At 72.6% G+C, this 15,471-nt stretch carries 15 protein-coding genes; 6 read left to right on the forward strand and 9 right to left on the reverse strand.

What is annotated here, in order from left to right:
* Positions 1-124: 124 nt before the first annotated feature.
* A complete protein-coding gene (locus tag ACWDN5_RS41765) occupies positions 125-1,108 on the reverse strand; it encodes a LuxR C-terminal-related transcriptional regulator (RefSeq protein WP_449680161.1) in 984 nt (327 codons plus the stop codon).
* Between the two features lie 182 nt (positions 1,109-1,290).
* Between ACWDN5_RS41765 and ACWDN5_RS41770 the strand changes: the two genes are divergently transcribed.
* Together ACWDN5_RS41770 and ACWDN5_RS41775 are read left to right on the forward strand one after the other, a co-directional pair.
* Positions 1,291-1,560: a phosphopantetheine-binding protein gene (locus tag ACWDN5_RS41770; protein WP_310969779.1), complete on the forward strand. Its 270-nt coding sequence runs from the start codon at positions 1,291-1,293 to the stop codon at positions 1,558-1,560.
* Positions 1,553-1,924 (forward strand): AMP-binding protein, encoded by a 372-nt coding sequence (locus ACWDN5_RS41775; protein WP_449680162.1) that lies wholly within the window; start codon positions 1,553-1,555, stop codon positions 1,922-1,924. Before ACWDN5_RS41770 ends, ACWDN5_RS41775 begins: the two co-directional genes overlap by 8 nt.
* A 1-nt stretch (position 1,925) precedes the next feature.
* Here ACWDN5_RS41775 and ACWDN5_RS41780 read toward each other — a convergent pair whose 3' ends face one another.
* Positions 1,926-2,573 carry an NUDIX domain-containing protein gene (locus ACWDN5_RS41780; RefSeq protein ID WP_449680163.1) on the reverse strand — a complete coding sequence of 216 codons (648 nt, stop codon included), beginning with the start codon at positions 2,571-2,573 and terminating at the stop codon, positions 1,926-1,928.
* Between the two features lie 48 nt (positions 2,574-2,621).
* On the opposite strand from ACWDN5_RS41780, the gene ACWDN5_RS41785 reads away from it, so the two are divergent.
* Entirely contained in the window at positions 2,622-3,371 is a 750-nt protein-coding gene (locus ACWDN5_RS41785) for a DeoR/GlpR family DNA-binding transcription regulator (RefSeq protein ID WP_449680164.1), read from the forward strand.
* Here the strand turns inward: ACWDN5_RS41785 and ACWDN5_RS41790 are convergent.
* From ACWDN5_RS41790 to ACWDN5_RS41805, 4 genes are read right to left on the reverse strand one after another with little or no spacing between them, the layout of a single operon-like run.
* Entirely contained in the window at positions 3,304-4,092 is a 789-nt protein-coding gene (locus ACWDN5_RS41790) for a PIG-L deacetylase family protein (protein WP_449680165.1), read from the reverse strand. The two genes, ACWDN5_RS41785 and ACWDN5_RS41790, sit on opposite strands and share 68 nt — an antisense overlap.
* Positions 4,093-4,126: 34 nt before the next feature.
* On the reverse strand, positions 4,127-4,894 hold the full coding sequence (locus ACWDN5_RS41795) for a polyprenol monophosphomannose synthase (RefSeq protein WP_310976093.1): 768 nt from the start codon (positions 4,892-4,894) through the stop codon (positions 4,127-4,129).
* 26 nt (positions 4,895-4,920) lie between these two features.
* Positions 4,921-6,531 carry an apolipoprotein N-acyltransferase gene (lnt, locus tag ACWDN5_RS41800; protein ID WP_449680166.1) on the reverse strand — a complete coding sequence of 537 codons (1,611 nt, stop codon included), beginning with the start codon at positions 6,529-6,531 and terminating at the stop codon, positions 4,921-4,923.
* Between the two features lie 11 nt (positions 6,532-6,542).
* Positions 6,543-8,138 carry an amidohydrolase gene (locus tag ACWDN5_RS41805; RefSeq protein WP_449680167.1) on the reverse strand — a complete coding sequence of 532 codons (1,596 nt, stop codon included), beginning with the start codon at positions 8,136-8,138 and terminating at the stop codon, positions 6,543-6,545.
* Positions 8,139-8,258: 120 nt separating this feature from the next.
* Here ACWDN5_RS41805 and ACWDN5_RS41810 point away from each other — a divergent pair, with 120 nt between their 5' ends.
* Positions 8,259-9,647 (forward strand): KamA family radical SAM protein, encoded by a 1,389-nt coding sequence (locus ACWDN5_RS41810; RefSeq protein WP_310976096.1) that lies wholly within the window; start codon positions 8,259-8,261, stop codon positions 9,645-9,647.
* Between the two features lie 153 nt (positions 9,648-9,800).
* Positions 9,801-10,544: a response regulator gene (locus ACWDN5_RS41815; RefSeq protein WP_449680168.1), complete on the forward strand. Its 744-nt coding sequence runs from the start codon at positions 9,801-9,803 to the stop codon at positions 10,542-10,544.
* Positions 10,545-10,598: 54 nt separating this feature from the next.
* On the opposite strand, the gene ACWDN5_RS41820 is transcribed toward ACWDN5_RS41815, so the two are convergent.
* From ACWDN5_RS41820 to ACWDN5_RS41830, 3 genes are read right to left on the reverse strand one after another with little or no spacing between them, the layout of a single operon-like run.
* The gene (locus ACWDN5_RS41820) at positions 10,599-11,801 is read right to left on the reverse strand and encodes an acyl-CoA dehydrogenase family protein (protein WP_449680169.1); all 1,203 of its coding nucleotides are present in this window, start codon (positions 11,799-11,801) and stop codon (positions 10,599-10,601) included.
* Positions 11,798-13,096 (reverse strand): ATP-grasp domain-containing protein, encoded by a 1,299-nt coding sequence (locus tag ACWDN5_RS41825; protein ID WP_449680170.1) that lies wholly within the window; start codon positions 13,094-13,096, stop codon positions 11,798-11,800. The genes ACWDN5_RS41820 and ACWDN5_RS41825 overlap by 4 nt, the downstream gene beginning before the upstream one ends.
* Positions 13,093-14,340 carry an MFS transporter gene (locus ACWDN5_RS41830; protein ID WP_449680171.1) on the reverse strand — a complete coding sequence of 416 codons (1,248 nt, stop codon included), beginning with the start codon at positions 14,338-14,340 and terminating at the stop codon, positions 13,093-13,095. The genes ACWDN5_RS41825 and ACWDN5_RS41830 overlap by 4 nt, the downstream gene beginning before the upstream one ends.
* 607 nt (positions 14,341-14,947) lie before the next feature.
* Here ACWDN5_RS41830 and ACWDN5_RS41835 point away from each other — a divergent pair.
* A partial coding sequence (locus ACWDN5_RS41835; RefSeq protein WP_449680172.1) for a WXG100 family type VII secretion target occupies positions 14,948-15,471 on the forward strand: 524 nt, incomplete at its 3' end.

Below are 15,471 nucleotides of genomic sequence, written 5' to 3' on the forward strand. Positions count from 1 at the left end.
CATTCGGGACGTGGGAGGTCCCGAATGAGTCATTCGCGACCTCCGCGGAACCGGAGCGGGCGGAGCGGCCGGAGCGGGCGGAGCGGGCGGAGCGAGCGGAACCGGAACGGGCGGAGTGGGCGCATCAGGCGAGTGTGAAGCGCGAAGCCGCCTGCACCCCGGCCTGGAACCGGGACACCGCGTCGAGGTTCTGCAGCATCGCGGCGATGTGCCGCCGGCAGGTCCGCACCGACATCCCCAGCCGCCGCGCCACGACCTCGTCCGTCAGGCCCTGGGCCATCAGCCGGGCGATCGTCTGCTGCATGTCGTGGGCGATCTCGCCGCTGTAGCCCTGGTCCTCGGCCGCGAACGGGGTTGCGCCGTCCCACAGCTGGTCGAACAGGCCCAGCAGGAAGCGCACCATGCCCTGGTCGCGGACGCGGCGGGCGGACAGGTCGGCGACGTCCAGGGTCACCGCCAGGGACCGGTCGAAGACCACCGCCGCCTCCGGGACGCGGCTCAGCGTGCGGATCTGCGCGCCGCGGCCCGCGAGCTGCGTCAACCGGGCGCGGGCCGCGTACCCGGCGCGGCTGCGGTGCGGACAGACCACCCGGACGCCGACGCCGTCGCCCAGCACCGAATAGCACGCGTCCAGCAGCTCGTCGACCAGGTCGTCGGCCGCCTCGCCGGGGTGGAGGACCACCAGCTCGTCGCGGCAGACCTCGGCCGCCAGCTTGATCAGGCCGCGGATCTCGGCGACGCCTTCCAGGCGGTCGAGCGTGCCCGCGGCGCCGGCCGGGGCGCCGGTGATGCCGTCGATGCGCTCGCGCAGGCGGTCGGCCATTTCGCGGCGCTCGTACATCGCGCGCTCCAGCGGCGTCACGACGAGCTCCGCGGCCGCCGAGGGTTCCCGGGGGACGAAGCCGTCGGCGACCGCGCGCAGCAGGTGCAGCTCGACGAGCCTGGCCGCGGCCGCGTGGACCGTGTCGGCGGGCAGGCCGAGGTGCGCCGCGGCGGTGTCCACGGACGAGATCCGGCCGCAGCGCGCCGCGTAGCGGTACAGCTCGGCTTCGGGGTCGGGCTCGGGCACGGAGAACGCCCCGAGCGGCGGAAGGGTGGCCGTCGACATCGTGCCTCCAAAGGTCTCGCTTCTGGCACTTCCCACCGTCGCAGCCGGTCTTCTCGGGGTGCTCTCACGCCGCTCTCGCCCGGTGGTGGCGCGATGAGAGCGCGGTGATGGCCGGGTGATTCCGGCCGGTGGTGTCCTCGGGGGGACACGGTTGACCGCCGAAAGCGAAACAGGGTGACGAAATGCCTGACACACTCCCCATCCCGCCGGGGTTCCTCGAGATCCTGATCGCGCACCTGCCGTACGCGCTCGGGGACCGGATCGCCGAGGACGACGACCTCGCCGCGCTCGGGCTCGACTCGATGGGCGTGGTGCAGCTCGTCACCGACCTGGAGGAGACCTTCGACTTCGAGCTGCCCGACGAACTGCTCACCGAGGACACCTTCGCCACCGCGGGCAGCCTGTGGGCCGCCGTCGCGGAGTTCGTCGCCCCGGAGCCCGCCGATGTCTGAGGCGGCCGCCCCGGTGCGGCTCGACCAGCTCCTCACCCGCGGCGCGCCCGGCGACCCGGCCCTGACCTACAAGGACCGGACGCTGACCTACGCCGAGCTCGCCGACCAGGTCGCGCGCGTCGCCCACGGGCTGCGCCGGCTCGGCGTCCGGCGCGGCGACCGGGTGGCGGTGTACGCGGAGAAGCGCCTGGAGACCGTCGTCGCGCTGTTCGCCGCGTCGGCCGCAGGCGCGGTGCTGGTGCCGCTGAACCCGCTGTTCAAGGGCCGGCACATCGCCCACGTCGCCACCGACTGCACCCCGAAGGTGGTGCTCACGACCCCCGAGCGGCTGACGACGGTCCGGGACGTCGGAGGTCCCGAATGAGTCATTCGCGGCACCGGAGACGGCTCACCGCATCCCCGGCCGCCGCCGCGCGGAAGGGGCCGTGGAGAGCCGCCCACTGCAGGAGCATGATCGTCTTGGCGTCGGCGATCTCGCCCGTGCCGATCATCTTCAGGGCCTTGGTGAACGGGAGCTCGAGGACCTCGATGTCCTCGCCCTCTTCGGCCAGGCCGCCGCCGGCGCCGCGGTCGGCCGGGTCGTACGGCGCCGCGTAGCAGTGGAGGCGCTCGGTCACCGAGCCCGGGCTCGTGTAGACGTCGAACACGTGCTCCAGTGCGCCGATCCGCACGCCCGTCTCCTCCTCGGCCTCCCGCCGGATCGCCGTCTCCGGGTCGTCCGCGTCCAGGAGGCCCGCCGCCGTCTCGACGAACATGCCGTCGGGGTGGTCGTTGACGTACACCGGGTAGCGGAACTGGCGGGTCAGCAGCACCGTGCCGCCCTGCGGGTCGTAGAGCAGCACCGTCGCCCCATTGCCGCGGTCGTACGTTTCGCGCTGCTCGGTCGTCCAGCGGCCGTCGGCGTGCTGGTAGTCGAACGTCGTCCGGCGCAGCACGTACCAGGCCGACGACAGCAGCTCCACGTTCGTGACCCGGACACGCGGGTTGCGGGACAGGCTTGTCGAAGAGGTCATGCCGCGACCATAATGTGCAGGACTCGGAAATAACAAGGAGGATCGTGCATGCTGGTCGGGGAACGCCGTGAACTGCTGCTCGCCCGGCTGGCCGCCGACGGGAAGGTGCTGGCCAAGGACGTCGCCGCGGAACTCGGGGTCTCCGAGGACAGCATCCGCCGGGACCTGCGCGACCTCGCCGCGGCCGGGCTCTGCCAGCGGGTCTACGGCGGTGCGCTGCCCGTCTCCCCCGCCGTCGCCGACTACGCCGGCCGGACCGCCATCGCCCGGAACGGCAAGGACCGGGTCGCCAAGGCCGCGGCCCCGCTGATCCGGCCCGGATCGACCGTCATCCTCGACGGCGGCACCACCACCCTCGCGGTCGCGAAAGCCCTCCCCCACGACCTCGAGGCCACCGTCGTCACGCACAGCCCGACCGTCGCGGTCGCCCTGCTCGACCACCACGGCATCGAGGTCTTCCTGCTGGGCGGGCGGCTGTTCCGGCACTCCGCGGTCACCTGCGGCGCGGCCGCCGCCGAGGCCGCCCAGTCGATCAGCGCCGACGTCTTCCTCCTCGGCGTCACCGGCGTCCACCCCGAAGCCGGCCTGACCACCGGCGACGCCGAGGAGGCCGCGATGAAACGCACCCTGGCCCGGCGCGCGGCCGACACCTACGTCCTGGCCAGCGCCGAGAAGCTCGGCGCGGCCTCGCGGTTCACCGTGCTGCCCCTCGCCGACGTCGCCGGGATCGTCACCGACGCCGAAGACCAGAACGTGCAGAAACTTGCAGACCAGGGTGTGCCGCTCCTGAGAGCTTGACCTCGGCGTACCACTCCCGCCCGGCCACCAGCCCGAACAGCGGCGCCGGCAGCCACACGAGCACCCGCAGCACCGCCGAAAGCCGCCCGCTGCCGCGCACGTCCGACACGTGCGCGGCCAGCGCCGCCTGCTTGCGCGCGGCGAACCGCCGCACGTCGAACCGGTGCGTGATAGCCGAGGCGGGGCGGTAGCCGAGCGCTTCGACGTCGTAGTCGAACGGGATCCGCAGCGCCTTGACCACCCGCACGAACCGCTGCGCGAAGTCGCGGGGCAGGGTGGCTTCCAGCAGCCGCGTTCCGGTCAGCCGGGCCGCGCGGCGGGCCACCTGGTGCACCTTGACGTGGTCGCGGTGCCCGTAGCCGCCGTTGGCGTCGTAGCCGAGCAGCAGGTCGGCGCGCTCCTCGTGCAGCACGGCCGCGAGCCGGTGCGCGGCTTCCTCGGTGTCCGCGCGGGCGAAGCGCTGCCGCCCCGGCGGGTCGGCGAAGAGCCGGGGACCGTGGCCGCTGTCGGCGTAGCCCAGGTGCACGACCCGGTGCACGCCGAGGATGGCCGCGGCCGCCTCCAGCTCGGCCCAGCGTGGCGTCGGGTGCTCGGCGGCCATGCCGTCGGTGGCCACGACGACCACCACCCGGTGCCCGTCGGCCGCGGCCCGGGCCAGCGTGCCGCCGCTGAGCAGGACGGGGTCGTCTGCGTGCGCGTGGAAGGCCACAATGGTCGTCACCGGGCCATCATGGCCCAGAACGGCCGAAAACGGCTCAGGCGCGCTTGACGAGCCGGCGCAGCTGGTGCCAGCGGCGTTCGAGGCCCCACTTCGCCACCCGCAGGAACGCCTCCTGGATGATCGAGCCGTTCATCTTCGACTCGCCGATCTCGCGCTCGGTGAAGGTGATCGGGACCTCGACGATCTCGAAGCCGGCCTCGTCGGTGCGGATGGTCAGGTCGATCTGGAAGCAGTAGCCGTGCGAGTTGACCTCGTCCAGGGCCAGCTTCTCCAGCACCGGACGGCGGTAGGCGCGGAACCCGGCGGTGATGTCGCGGACCCGCATGCCGAGCGCGACCTGCGAGTAGAGGTTCGCGCCGCGGGAGAGGACCTGGCGCTTGAGCGGCCAGTTGACGACGCTGCCGCCGGGCACGTACCGCGAGCCGATCGCCAGGTCGGCGTCGCCGACGGCGTCGAGCAGGCGGGGCAGGTCCTCGGGGGCGTGTGAACCGTCGGCGTCCATTTCGACGATCGTGTTGTACTCGCGGGCCAGGCCCCAGCGGAACCCGGCGATGTAGGCGGCGCCGAGGCCGGCCTTCTCGGTGCGGTGCAGTACGTGGACGTGGTCGTTGGCCGCCGCGCGCTCGTCGGCGAGCTCGCCGGTGCCGTCGGGGCTGCCGTCGTCCACCACGAGCACGTGCACGTCCGGGAGTGCCTTGTGCAGGCGGTCCAGGATCGGGCCGAGGTTCTCCCGCTCGTTGTAGGTGGGGATCACCACCAGCACCGGCTCGATTCCCCGGGCCCCCCGCGGCGCCTGCGACATCCGTGCTCCTCCGATATCCGCGGCGGTCAGTCCGCCGCTTCCCCTGCCGTGCCGGCGCTGGTGCGCCGGGTGCGAAAACGGAGTACGAGCCCACCGGCCACCCCGGCGATCGCCAGAGCCAGCAGCCCGTACTCCGTCCACGCACCTAGTTGATCCGACAGCGTAGTCTGCGTCCGCAGCGGGACGCGCCCGACCAGGGAATCCGCCGTGAAAAGACCCGTTGAGCTGGTCACCGTCCCGTCGGGCGCGACGATCGCGCTCACCCCGGACACGGCCGACACGACGACGGCGCGGCCGTGCTCGACCGCCCGCAGCCGGGACATGGCCAGCTGCTGGTAGCTCATCTCGCTCTCGCCGTACCAGGCGTTGTTGGTCGGCACGACGAGCAGTTCGGCCCCGTCGCGCACGGCGTCGCGGGCCGGGTAGTCGAACGCCGCTTCGTAGCAGACGAACACGCCGACCTTGGTGCCCGCGGCGGCCATGGCCTGGTTGGTGCCGTCGCCGGGGACCATGTCGACGGTCTCGGAGTCGAGGAACGGCGTGACGAGCTCGGCGACCTTGCGGGCCGGGACGTACTCGCCGAAGGGCACCAGCTGCTGCTTGGCGTAGCGCGGCCCGGGTCCGGTGCGCGGGTCCCAGGTGATGACGGAGTTCTGCAGGTGCCCGTCGGGCAGCCGGTAGATCGCGCCGATCAGCGCGGGCACGCCGAAGTTCGCGACCAGCTGGTCGACCTGCAGGTCCGGGCCGGTGACGGTGGTCGCGCTCTCCGGCCAGACCAGCAGGTCCGGCTGGGGGACCTTCCCGGCCTTGATGCCGGCCAGCAACCGCCGGCTTTCGGCGATGGTGTTGTCGCGCAGCACGGTCCGCTCCCCCTGCAGCGCGAGACCGATGTCCGGGGCGTTGCCCTGGACGGTGGCGACGGTGCGTTCGCCGTCCTGGGCGCCGGTGCCGATGGCCGGCCACAGGGCCAGGCCGGCGACGACCGGCAGCAGCGTGCCCAGGGCGGCGAAGGTCACCGGCCGGGTGAGCTTGCGCACCTCCCACAGCCGGGCGGCGAGAGCGGCCAGGCAGAAGCCGGTCAGGACGACGGCGAGACCGACCAGCGGGGCGCCGCCGACGGAGGCCAGCGGCAGGAACGCGCCTTCGGGCTGGCTGAAGGCGACCCGGCCCCAGGGGAAGCCGCCGAAGGGGAACCACGCGCGCGGCGTCTCCAGGGCGATGAACACCAGCGCGGCCCACAGCGGCGCGGCCGGGAGCCGGGACACCAGGGTGATCAGGCCGCCCGCCAGGCCGTGGTAGAGCGCCAGCGCGAAGGACAGGCCCAGCCACGGCCAGGGCCCGAAGTCGGGGCCCAGGAAGTCCAGGAGCCAGGTCAGCAGCGGCAGGAAGAAGACGAACCCGAACGCGAAGCCGTAGCCGAAGCCGGCCCGGAAGCGGCGGCCGCGCAGGACGAGGGCCAGCCCGGCGAAGGCCAGCGGCGCGAGCCACCACAGCGGGCGCGGCGCGAAGCTCAGGTAATAGGCGAACCCGGACACCAGGGCCGCGATGGTGCGCAGCAGCCAGGCCGGGGGGAACCGCCGCGTGCGGGCGGGCTGGTGCTGGGCGCCCGGTTCGGGGTCGGCCACGGTGACTGCCACAGGTGCCAACTCTAGGAGATCGTGTCGTGGAGGACCTCACCCGCGCGGACCGTGCGCAGGCACCGCGGGAGGGTGGCGTCCGGTTCCAGCCTCGGCAGCGGCGGCACGCCGGCCCGCGGGTCGGTGGACCAGCGCTGCACGCGGCTGTCCGGGGTGGCCACCACGAGGTCGGCGGCGTCCCAGATCGCGTAGTGCGCCGGCGCGCCCGGCACGAGGCTGCCGGTGACGCCGTCGTTGACGCCGGCCGCGCGGTGCCCGGCGCGGGTGTGGGCGGTGAACGCCGCCCGCGGGGACAGCCCCGCGCCCGGCGTCCGGTGGTAGGCCGCGGCGCGGACGCTCGCCCACGGGTCGAGGGGCGTCACCGGCGCGTCGGAGCCGAAGGCGAGCAGGACGCCTTCGGCGGCCAGGGTCGCGAAGGGGTTGAGCCCGGCTGCGCGGTCCGCGCCGAGGCGTTCGGCGTACATGCCTTCCGGGCCGCCCCAGAGCGCGTCGAACAGCGGCTGCATCGAGGCGGTCACGCCCCAGCCGGCCAGGTGCTTGGCCTGCTCGGCGGTGACCATCTCCAGGTGCTCGAGCCGGTGGTGGCGGGCCGCGAGGGCGCGCTGCCCGACCTCTTTTTCGGCCAGCCGGAAGCCTTCGACGACTTCGGCGACCGCGGCGTCGCCGATGACGTGGAAGCCGGCCTGCAACCCGGCTTCGGTACAGGCGGTGAGGTGTTCGGCGATGCGGGGGGCGTCGAGGTAGCGCGTGCCGGTGCTCGCGTGGTCGGCGTAGGGCTCGGTGAGCGCGGCGGTGTGGGAGCCGAGGGCGCCGTCGACGAACAGGTCGCCGGCCAGGCCGCGGGCGCCGAGGTCGCGGGCGGTGCCGACGGCGCCGAGCTCGCCCCAGTACCCGACGACCTCGGGCGTGCCGGGTCCGGTGAGGGTGAGGAGGGCGGCGAGGTCGTCGCGGCCGGAGATGTCGGGGCCGGCGCATTCGTGGACGCTGACGATGCCCTGCTTCGCGGCCTCGGCGAGGAACGCCCGCTGGGCGCGTTCGCGCTGCGCGGGCGTGATGGCGGCGCGCACGGCCGCGCGGACGGCGTGGTGGGCGGCGCGGGTCAGCGGGCCCTCGGGTGACCAGCCGTCGGCGTCGCGGGCGGTGGGGGCCAGCTCGACCAGGGCGGTGGAGACGAGCGCGGAGTGGACGTCGACGCGGCTGAGGTAGACCGGTGTGCTCCCGGCGGCGGCGTCGAGCTCGGCGCGGCTGGGCAGGCGCGGGTCGGTCCAGGTGGTCTCGTCCCACCCGTGGGCGAGCAGGACCTGGCCGCCCACGGCGGCGTCGCGCACGCGGGCCAGCAGGTCGGCGCCGCTGCGGACGCCGGTGAGGTCGAGGCCGGTCAGGTGCAGGCCGGTGGCGGTGGCGTGGACGTGCGCGTCGACGAACGCGGGGGCGACGAAGGCGCCCTGGAGGTCGATTTCGCGGGCGCCGGGGTGCAGGGCGCGGGCCGGGGCGTCCTGCCCGACCCAGACCACGGTGCCGCCGGTGACCGCCATCGCCGTGGTGTCGGGCCCGGCGGGGGTGTAGATGCGCCCGCCGAGCAGGAGCGTCGTCTGTTCGTCCGTCACGCCCCTGAGTCTGCCCCCTGCGTCCAGGTGGGGGACGTCGCCCCGGCAGGCAGGAAGATTTACTCCGTGAGAACGTTATGACAGGATATTTTAACGCGTTCCCGACGACTAGGAGTACAAGTGACTGCGATCCAGGAACCTGTGACGCCTGCCGCCGCCTTCGACCAGCCCTACGAGTACGCCCGCGCCGAGCTGGTGGAACCCGACTGGCGCCGCTTTCCTGGCTGGCACGACGTGACCGAGGCCGAGTGGCGTGACGCGCAGTGGCAGCGGGTGCACTGCGTCCGCAACGTCAAGCAGCTGCGCGCCCTGATGGGCGACCTCCTCGAGGAGCGCTTCTACGACGACCTGCTCGCCGACCAGCGCGAGATGGCCACGATGTCGATGCTGCTGCCCCCGCAGATGCTCAACACGATGGCCCCCACGGCCGGCACCGACCCGGCCAAGGTGACCGAGGCGTTCTACGCCGACCCGATCCGCCGCTACATGCTCCCGGTCCGCAGCGACCGTGATCCGGTCTGGGCCAGCCACCCCCACTCCGAGCGCGACTCGCTGCACGAGGCCGAGATGTGGGTCGTGGAGGGCCTGACCCACCGCTACCCGACGAAGGTGCTGGCCGAGATGATCTCGACCTGCCCCCAGTACTGCGGCCACTGCACCCGCATGGACCTCGTCGGCAACTCGACGGAGACGGTGGAGAAGCACAAGCTGACCCTCAAGCCGGTCGACCGCCAGGACGCGATGATCGCGTACCTGAAGAAGACCCCGGGCGTCCGCGACGTCGTGGTGTCGGGCGGCGACGTGGCCAATGTCCCGTGGCCGCAGCTGGAGTCGTTCCTGATGCGCCTGATGGACATCGAAACGGTCCGCGACATCCGCCTGGCGACGAAGGCCCTGGCGGCCCTGCCGCAGCACTGGATCCAGCCGAAGGTGGTCGAAGGCCTGGAGCGCGTCGCGGTGACGGCCCAGCGTCGCGGGGTCAACCTGGCGATCCACACCCACGTCAACCACGCCCAGTCGGTGACCCCCCTGGTGGCGGAGGCGGCCCAGACGGCGTTGAACGTCGGGGTGCGGGACGTGCGCAACCAGGGCGTGCTGATGCGCGGGGTGAACGCCACACCGGCGGCGTTGCTGGACCTTTGCTTTGCGCTGCAAGGGGAAGCGAACATCCTGCCGTACTACTTCTACATGTGCGACATGATCCCGAACGCCGAGCACTGGCGGGTCGCGGTGTGGGAGGCGCAGGAGCTGCAGCACTCGATCATGGGCTACCTGCCCGGGTACGCGACCCCGCGGATCGTCTGCGACGTGCCGTACGTCGGGAAGCGGTGGGTGCACCAGCTCGCGGAGTACGACCGGGAGCTGGGGATCTCGTACTGGACCAAGAACTACCGGACCGGCATCGAGCTGGACGACCCCGAGGCGCTGCAGCGGCGGTACCCGTACTACGACCCGATCTCGACGCTGCCCGAAGCCGGTCAGACCTGGTGGGCGAACCGGGCCGACTGAAGCACCGGGCTGAGGACGGGTCTGTCGACGGACTGCAACCGAACCGTCGACGGTGGCTGCAAGACTCTGCCTGCCTCAGGGCGGGCACCGTCTTCGGCTCCCCTGCGTGGCGCGCGCGGCGAGGGGCGCCCGCGGTGGAGTTCGGGGGGAACGGTGAACCAGCAAGCGAACGAGCTCGCGTGGACGCCCGCGCGGCCGGCCCGTCGGCACCTGAACCGGCGTCGTCCCGATATCGAAGTGGTGCCGGACGTCGCGGTGCCGACGGTGGTGCTCGCGGACACCCGGCCGGCGGTGCGCCGCGGCGTGCGGTCGATGCTCGAACGCTCCGAGGCGATCAGTGTGGTCGGCGAAGCCGCCACCACGGCCGCGGTGCTCGCCGAGACCACGCGGTTGCGGCCCGACGTGCTCGTCACCGACCTGCAATTCGGTGACGACGACGGCATCGCGGTGATCGCCAGGATCGTGCGCGCCGCGCCGGGAACGGCCGTGCTCGTCTTCAGTGAGGTCGACGCCGACCGCACGATCACCGCGGCGTTCCAGGCGGGGGCGCGCGGGTACCTGATCAAGGACGCCGGCGCGGACCAGATCCTCCGTGGCGTGCAGGCGGTCGCGGCGGGTGAGCTGATCGTCGGCCGGGCGATCGCCGGGCGGCTCGGTGCCTGGCTGCGTCCGGGCGCCGAGCTGGAGCCTTACCCCTTCGCGCAGCTCACCGCGCGCGAACGAGAAGTACTCGACCGCATCGCCGCCGGCAAGTCGAACTCCGCGATCGCGAGCGAGCTCGCCCTCACGCCGAAGACGATCAGCAACCGGGTGTCCGCGATCTTCGCCAAGCTCGGCACCGCCGACCGCGCCCGGCTCATCGTGATGGCCCGCGACGCGGGGCTCGGCCTGGACTGACCCGGGACGGCTACCCCGCCGCCCGGGAACCGGACCCCGGTTCCCGGGCCGGGCTCAGCTGGTGAGGCCCAGGCAGAGGCGGAACTCCGGAGTCCCGCCCAGCAGGTGCGCCCCCGCCGACTGCAGGATGCGGTCCTGGGCGAGCAGGTGCTGGCACATCGTCGTGGTGTCGCGGAGCCAGCGGTCCAGGGGACCACTGCGGTGGATCGAGCCGGTCTGCATCAGGTCGTACAGGCGCGCCACGACCGAGCGGGCCGTGCGCAACGCGTGCAGCCGGGACAGCGGCAGCGCCGCCTCCAGCTCCACCGGAACCTCCGCGCCCGCCGAGAGCAGCTCCCACTGCTCCCGCATCGTGCTGTACACGCCGGCGCGAGACGCGATGAAGTCGGCTTCGCACTCCGCGAGCGTCACCTGCATCCGCCAGTTGTCCGCCCACGGCACCCCGGTCGCCCGGTCCACCCGGGTCCGCACGATTTCGCGGACGTGGTCGAGCGCGGCCCGCGCCACCCCCAGCGGCACGCCCGGCACCGTGCGCATGAACGACTCCGGCCGCGTCAGCGGGCTCGGCCTGCCGTGCACCGTGTCGAACGACAGCGTGCGTTCCTCGGGCACGAACACGTCGGTGATCGTGTAGTCGCAGCTGCCGCTGCCGGCCAGGCCCGTGGTGTGCCAGTTGTCGATCACCTCCGCCTCCGAGGCCGGCACCATGAACAGGCGCGAGTCGTGCGGGTCACGGCCGTCCGGGCTGGGTTCCGGCTTGCCGTCGCGGTAGAGGAACGCGCCGGAGATGACCCAGTCGCAGTGGGTGATCCCGCTGCCGAACGTCCACCGCCCGGTCAAGCGGTACCCGCCGGGCACGCGCTCGGCGCGGCCGGCCGGGAACAGCATGCCCGCGGTGATCAGGTCCAGTCGCGGGAACATCTCCCGCGCGGCGGCGTCGGACAGGAACGACGCGTACAGCCCGGTGCCGGACCCGATGATCGCGCACCAGCCGGCCGAGGTGTCCCCGTACGACAGTGCCTCGATCACCTCGGTCTGCTCGATCGACGTCAGTTCCGGGCCGCCGAACTCGCGCGGGAACGTCATCCGGAAGACTCCGGTGTCGCGCAGCAGCTCGACGATGTCCGGGGGCAACCGGCGGGCCTGTTCGAACTCGGCTGCTCGCTCACGCAGCACCGGCGCCAGGGCCTTCGCCCGGGCCAGGATCTCTTCGGCCGTCCGCGGCGGCGCCGGGCGGGTCATGCTGCCGGCGGTCATGCGTCCACGTCCAGCAGTCCGGCGGGCATCACGAACGACGGCCCGGGCTCGGGTGGGCCGAGCGGGGCTGCGTCGACTTCGACGAGGGCCGCTGCCGCGTCGAGCCGCCCGCCGCAGGTCTCCACGTCCTCGCCTTCGCACACGACGAACGAATGCCGGGCCAGGTAGCCGCCCGGGGGCAGCCGCAGCGACGCGCCGGGTTCGACCATCCGCGCCGCCGTGACCAGCCCCGGTGCCTCCGTCGGCACGGTCACCGATCGCACGACGCAGTCGTGGTCCGGGCAGCCGAACCGAATGCCCGCGACCGACCGGCGGGTGGGTGCCAGGTCCGGCCGCCGGCCGGTGGCGACGTCGAAGAGCACCTCGCCGGGGTCGATACCGGTCGCGGTCAGCCCGAGGAACGGGATGAGGTCACCGCCGAGCCTGCCGTTGACCTCGATGATCAACGGCCCGCGTTCGGTGAGCCGGACCTCGGTGTGGGTGATGCCGTCTTCGACGCCGAGCAGCCGGTGCGCGCGGACGAGGGTGTCCATCAGCTCGCGGTCGTCGAGCAGCGGGTCGGCCGCGGCCACGATGTGCCCGGTCTCCTCGAAGTAGGGCTCTTCGCCGCTTTGCTTGCGGGCCAGGAACATCGGCCGGTACTCGCCCTTGTGGACAGCGGCGTCGATGCTGATCTCGGGTCCTTCGGCGTAGCCCTCGATGAGGACACTGCCGCCGTACGGCGCGTTCTCGGCCCGGCTCGCTCCCGCCGCCACTTCGAACGCCGTCGCGACCTCGGCCGCGTCGGCGGCTCGGACCACTCCGATGCTGGCGCCCATCGCGCGGGGTTTCACCACCACCGGGTAGCCGATTCCGCCGGCCGCGACGACGGCTTCGCGCACTGTCGTCGCGGCCGCGAACCCGGGCTGGTGGAGACCGCCCGCGGTGAGCACCGATCGCGTCCGGTACTTGTCCCGGCAGCCCTGCGCGCCCCGCACGCTCAGCCCGGGCACGCCGAGTTCGGCGGCGAGCTCGCCGGCGGCCAGCACCACGGGCTCGTCCCAGCACAGCAGCCCGGCGATCGGCGCCCGCGCAGCCACCTCGCGGGCAGCCGCGGTCATCGTTTCGGGGTCGAAAACATCGGTCACGACGATCTCGTCGAAGTACTTCCGCTGCCAAGTCGGCTCGCGGTTGTTCAGCAGCACCAGGTCCAGGCCCGCCGACCGGGCCCGCCGGTGGATCGACCGGACGAGGTATTCGCGGTAGAGCTTCAGCCCGCTGCCGATCACCAGCAGCACGCCGTCGGGCTCGGTCATGCCTTCTCCCCCACGGGTTCCGTCGCGGCGACCACGGCCGGCGCGGTTTTCTGCTTCATGCCCGCCCAGGCGAAGAGCCCGGCGGCGACCGCCATGCCCCCGCACAGCGGCCAGATGCCGCTGCCGAGCCGGGTCCAGGCGAACACCCCGAACGCCGGGCCGAGCGCCGAGGCCAGCCCGATCACCGCGTGCGAGGTGCCGACGTAGCGGGCCTTCACGCGGGACGGCGACTTCGCCGGGTGCGCGAACATGCTCGGGCCGGAGATCATCAGGCCGGACACGAAGAACACCGCGCTGACCAGCACGAGCACGCTGGACCCGGCGGACAGTCCCCAACCCGCGACGCCGAGCGCGAAGACGACGTGCCCGAGGCCGCCGGCCAGCTGCGGCGGCCATCGCGTGACGTAGGTGGTGAGCTTCAGCTCGGTGACGATCAGCACGATGGACGACGTCGCGAGCACCGCGCTGTAGAGCGCCTCGGGGTGCCCGTCGGCGACGATCTGCAGCGGCAGCGCGACGGTGAACTGGGCGTAGACGATCGTGCCGACGAAGACGGCCCCCAGGTAGAGCAGGAACCTGCCGTCGCGGACCAGGGTCGCGTACGCCGAGCGCCGGTCCACCCCGGCCTCCGCCGCTTCCTTTTCGGCCCCGGCGGTCTTCGGCAGCAACGTGAACGCCAGCAGCGCGTACAGGGCCGCGGTGAGGCCGTCCAGCCAGAACAGCAGGTCCCAGTCGAGCAGGATGAGTCCGGCGGCGATCAGCGACGCCAGCGCAGCACCGATGTTGAGCGCGATCCGCATCATCGAGAAGCCCATCACCTGGTGCCGCTCGGGCATCAGGTCGGACAGCAGGACCGCCGCCGCGGGCCGGTAGGCCTGGGTGACCAGGCCGGCCAGCGCCACCACGGCGAACAGCGGCCAGATCAGGTCCGGGCGACCCAGCCACGGGATCGACGCGACCAGCGGTGCCGACGCCGTCATCGACGCCACGATCGTGGCCCGCGGGCCGAGCCGGTGCGTGAGCTCGCCGCCGAGCAGCGTCCCGAAGATCGCCCCGACGCTGTAGGCGACCAGGCACAGGCCCGCGAGACCGACCGAGACGCCGCGCACCGTCAGGTACAGCAGCAGGAAGGTCTGGACGAACGCGCCGAGCTGGTTGACCAGCACACCCCCGAGCAGGTAGCGGACGGGGGTGGGGGTCGCCTTCAGCACGGCGAACACACCCGCCGGGGCATCGTGGCTCATGCCGTCTCCTCTGTGATGGTTTCGACGATCCGGCTTGCGGCCGGCAGCTCGGCGAGGCCGGGCCTGCAAGGACCGGCGACGATGAACACCAGGTCCAGCACCCCGCGGCCGGTGGCGGCCGCGTGCCGGACCGATGCTAGCCGCGCGTTTTTCCTGGCCGACAGGGAAAGCGTTCCCGGGCGGCCGGGAAATCGGCCGGTGCGCCGGGGAACCGTTCGAGGGAGGCGACCATCGAATCGACGGCGAGCTCGGTGCCTGACCCGGCCGTGGCAGGTCAGGATTCCGGAGCGGCCCGGAGGTCTACATTGGACGCTGTGCCCTGCCCGCCTGCGGAGCGTCTCGGGACCCGATCGGCGCCGCCGGGTCCGCCACCGGAAACGGACTTTTCCGGCGCAGGGCGGCAAACCTCAAGCCGGAAAACGCTACCGGCGGGCGCACCACCCGTCCACAGATGACGGCGGTGTCCGCGAACTTCTGCCCTCCCGACCCGGAAACCTGCCCCGTGGGGCAAGCCGGCGCCGATCCGAAGACCACTCTTGGGGGCGTTGCTATCCTCCCGCCGAGTGATTGACACGGTTCGCCGCCCCCTCGGAAAGGTCTCGTAGTAGTGGGAAACCCGCTGGTCGCGGAGACGAAGGACTCCACGAAGGCGTATTCGGGCATTTCGCTGCTGGAGACGGCGAACGACCTGAAGTCGGCCATCGAAAGCGGGGACTGGGCCTCGGTCGCCCTCGGAGCCGTCGGGACGGCGCTGGACGCACTGTCGATGGCAATGGACCCCTTCGGGGCGATCCTCGCCGCCGGAGTCGGCTGGCTCATCGAACACGTCGGACCGCTCAAGGAAGCCCTCAACGGCCTCACCGGCAACGCCGACGAGATCGCCGCCCAGTCGGAAACCTGGAAGAACATCGCGACCGAACTGGGCAGCGTCGGCGAAGACCTGACCGGCATGGTCACCACCGACATCGCCTCCTGGACCGGCGCCGCCGCCGACACCTACCGCCAACGCGCCCAAGACACCGTCACACTGCTGGAAACCGCGCAGAAAGGCTGCGAAGGCGCCTCCAGCGGCGTCAAAACCGCCGGCGAGGTCGTCGCCGCCGTCCGGGCACTGGTGCGCGACATCATCGC

The organism is Amycolatopsis sp. NPDC003731 (assembly GCF_053586895.1).

Coding starts and splice junctions, on each gene's coding strand:
- ACWDN5_RS41770 (WP_310969779.1), top strand. CDS start 1,291: ATGCCTGACACACTCCCCATCCCGCCGGGGTTCCTCGAGATCCTGATC.
- ACWDN5_RS41765 (WP_449680161.1), bottom strand. CDS start 1,108: ATGTCGACGGCCACCCTTCCGCCGCTCGGGGCGTTCTCCGTGCCCGAG.
- ACWDN5_RS41820 (WP_449680169.1), bottom strand. CDS start 11,801: ATGACCGCCGGCAGCATGACCCGCCCGGCGCCGCCGCGGACGGCCGAA.
- ACWDN5_RS41825 (WP_449680170.1), bottom strand. CDS start 13,096: ATGACCGAGCCCGACGGCGTGCTGCTGGTGATCGGCAGCGGGCTGAAG.
- ACWDN5_RS41795 (WP_310976093.1), bottom strand. CDS start 4,894: ATGTCGCAGGCGCCGCGGGGGGCCCGGGGAATCGAGCCGGTGCTGGTG.
- ACWDN5_RS41830 (WP_449680171.1), bottom strand. CDS start 14,340: ATGAGCCACGATGCCCCGGCGGGTGTGTTCGCCGTGCTGAAGGCGACC.
- ACWDN5_RS41780 (WP_449680163.1), bottom strand. CDS start 2,573: ATGACCTCTTCGACAAGCCTGTCCCGCAACCCGCGTGTCCGGGTCACG.
- ACWDN5_RS41775 (WP_449680162.1), top strand. CDS start 1,553: ATGTCTGAGGCGGCCGCCCCGGTGCGGCTCGACCAGCTCCTCACCCGC.
- ACWDN5_RS41785 (WP_449680164.1), top strand. CDS start 2,622: ATGCTGGTCGGGGAACGCCGTGAACTGCTGCTCGCCCGGCTGGCCGCC.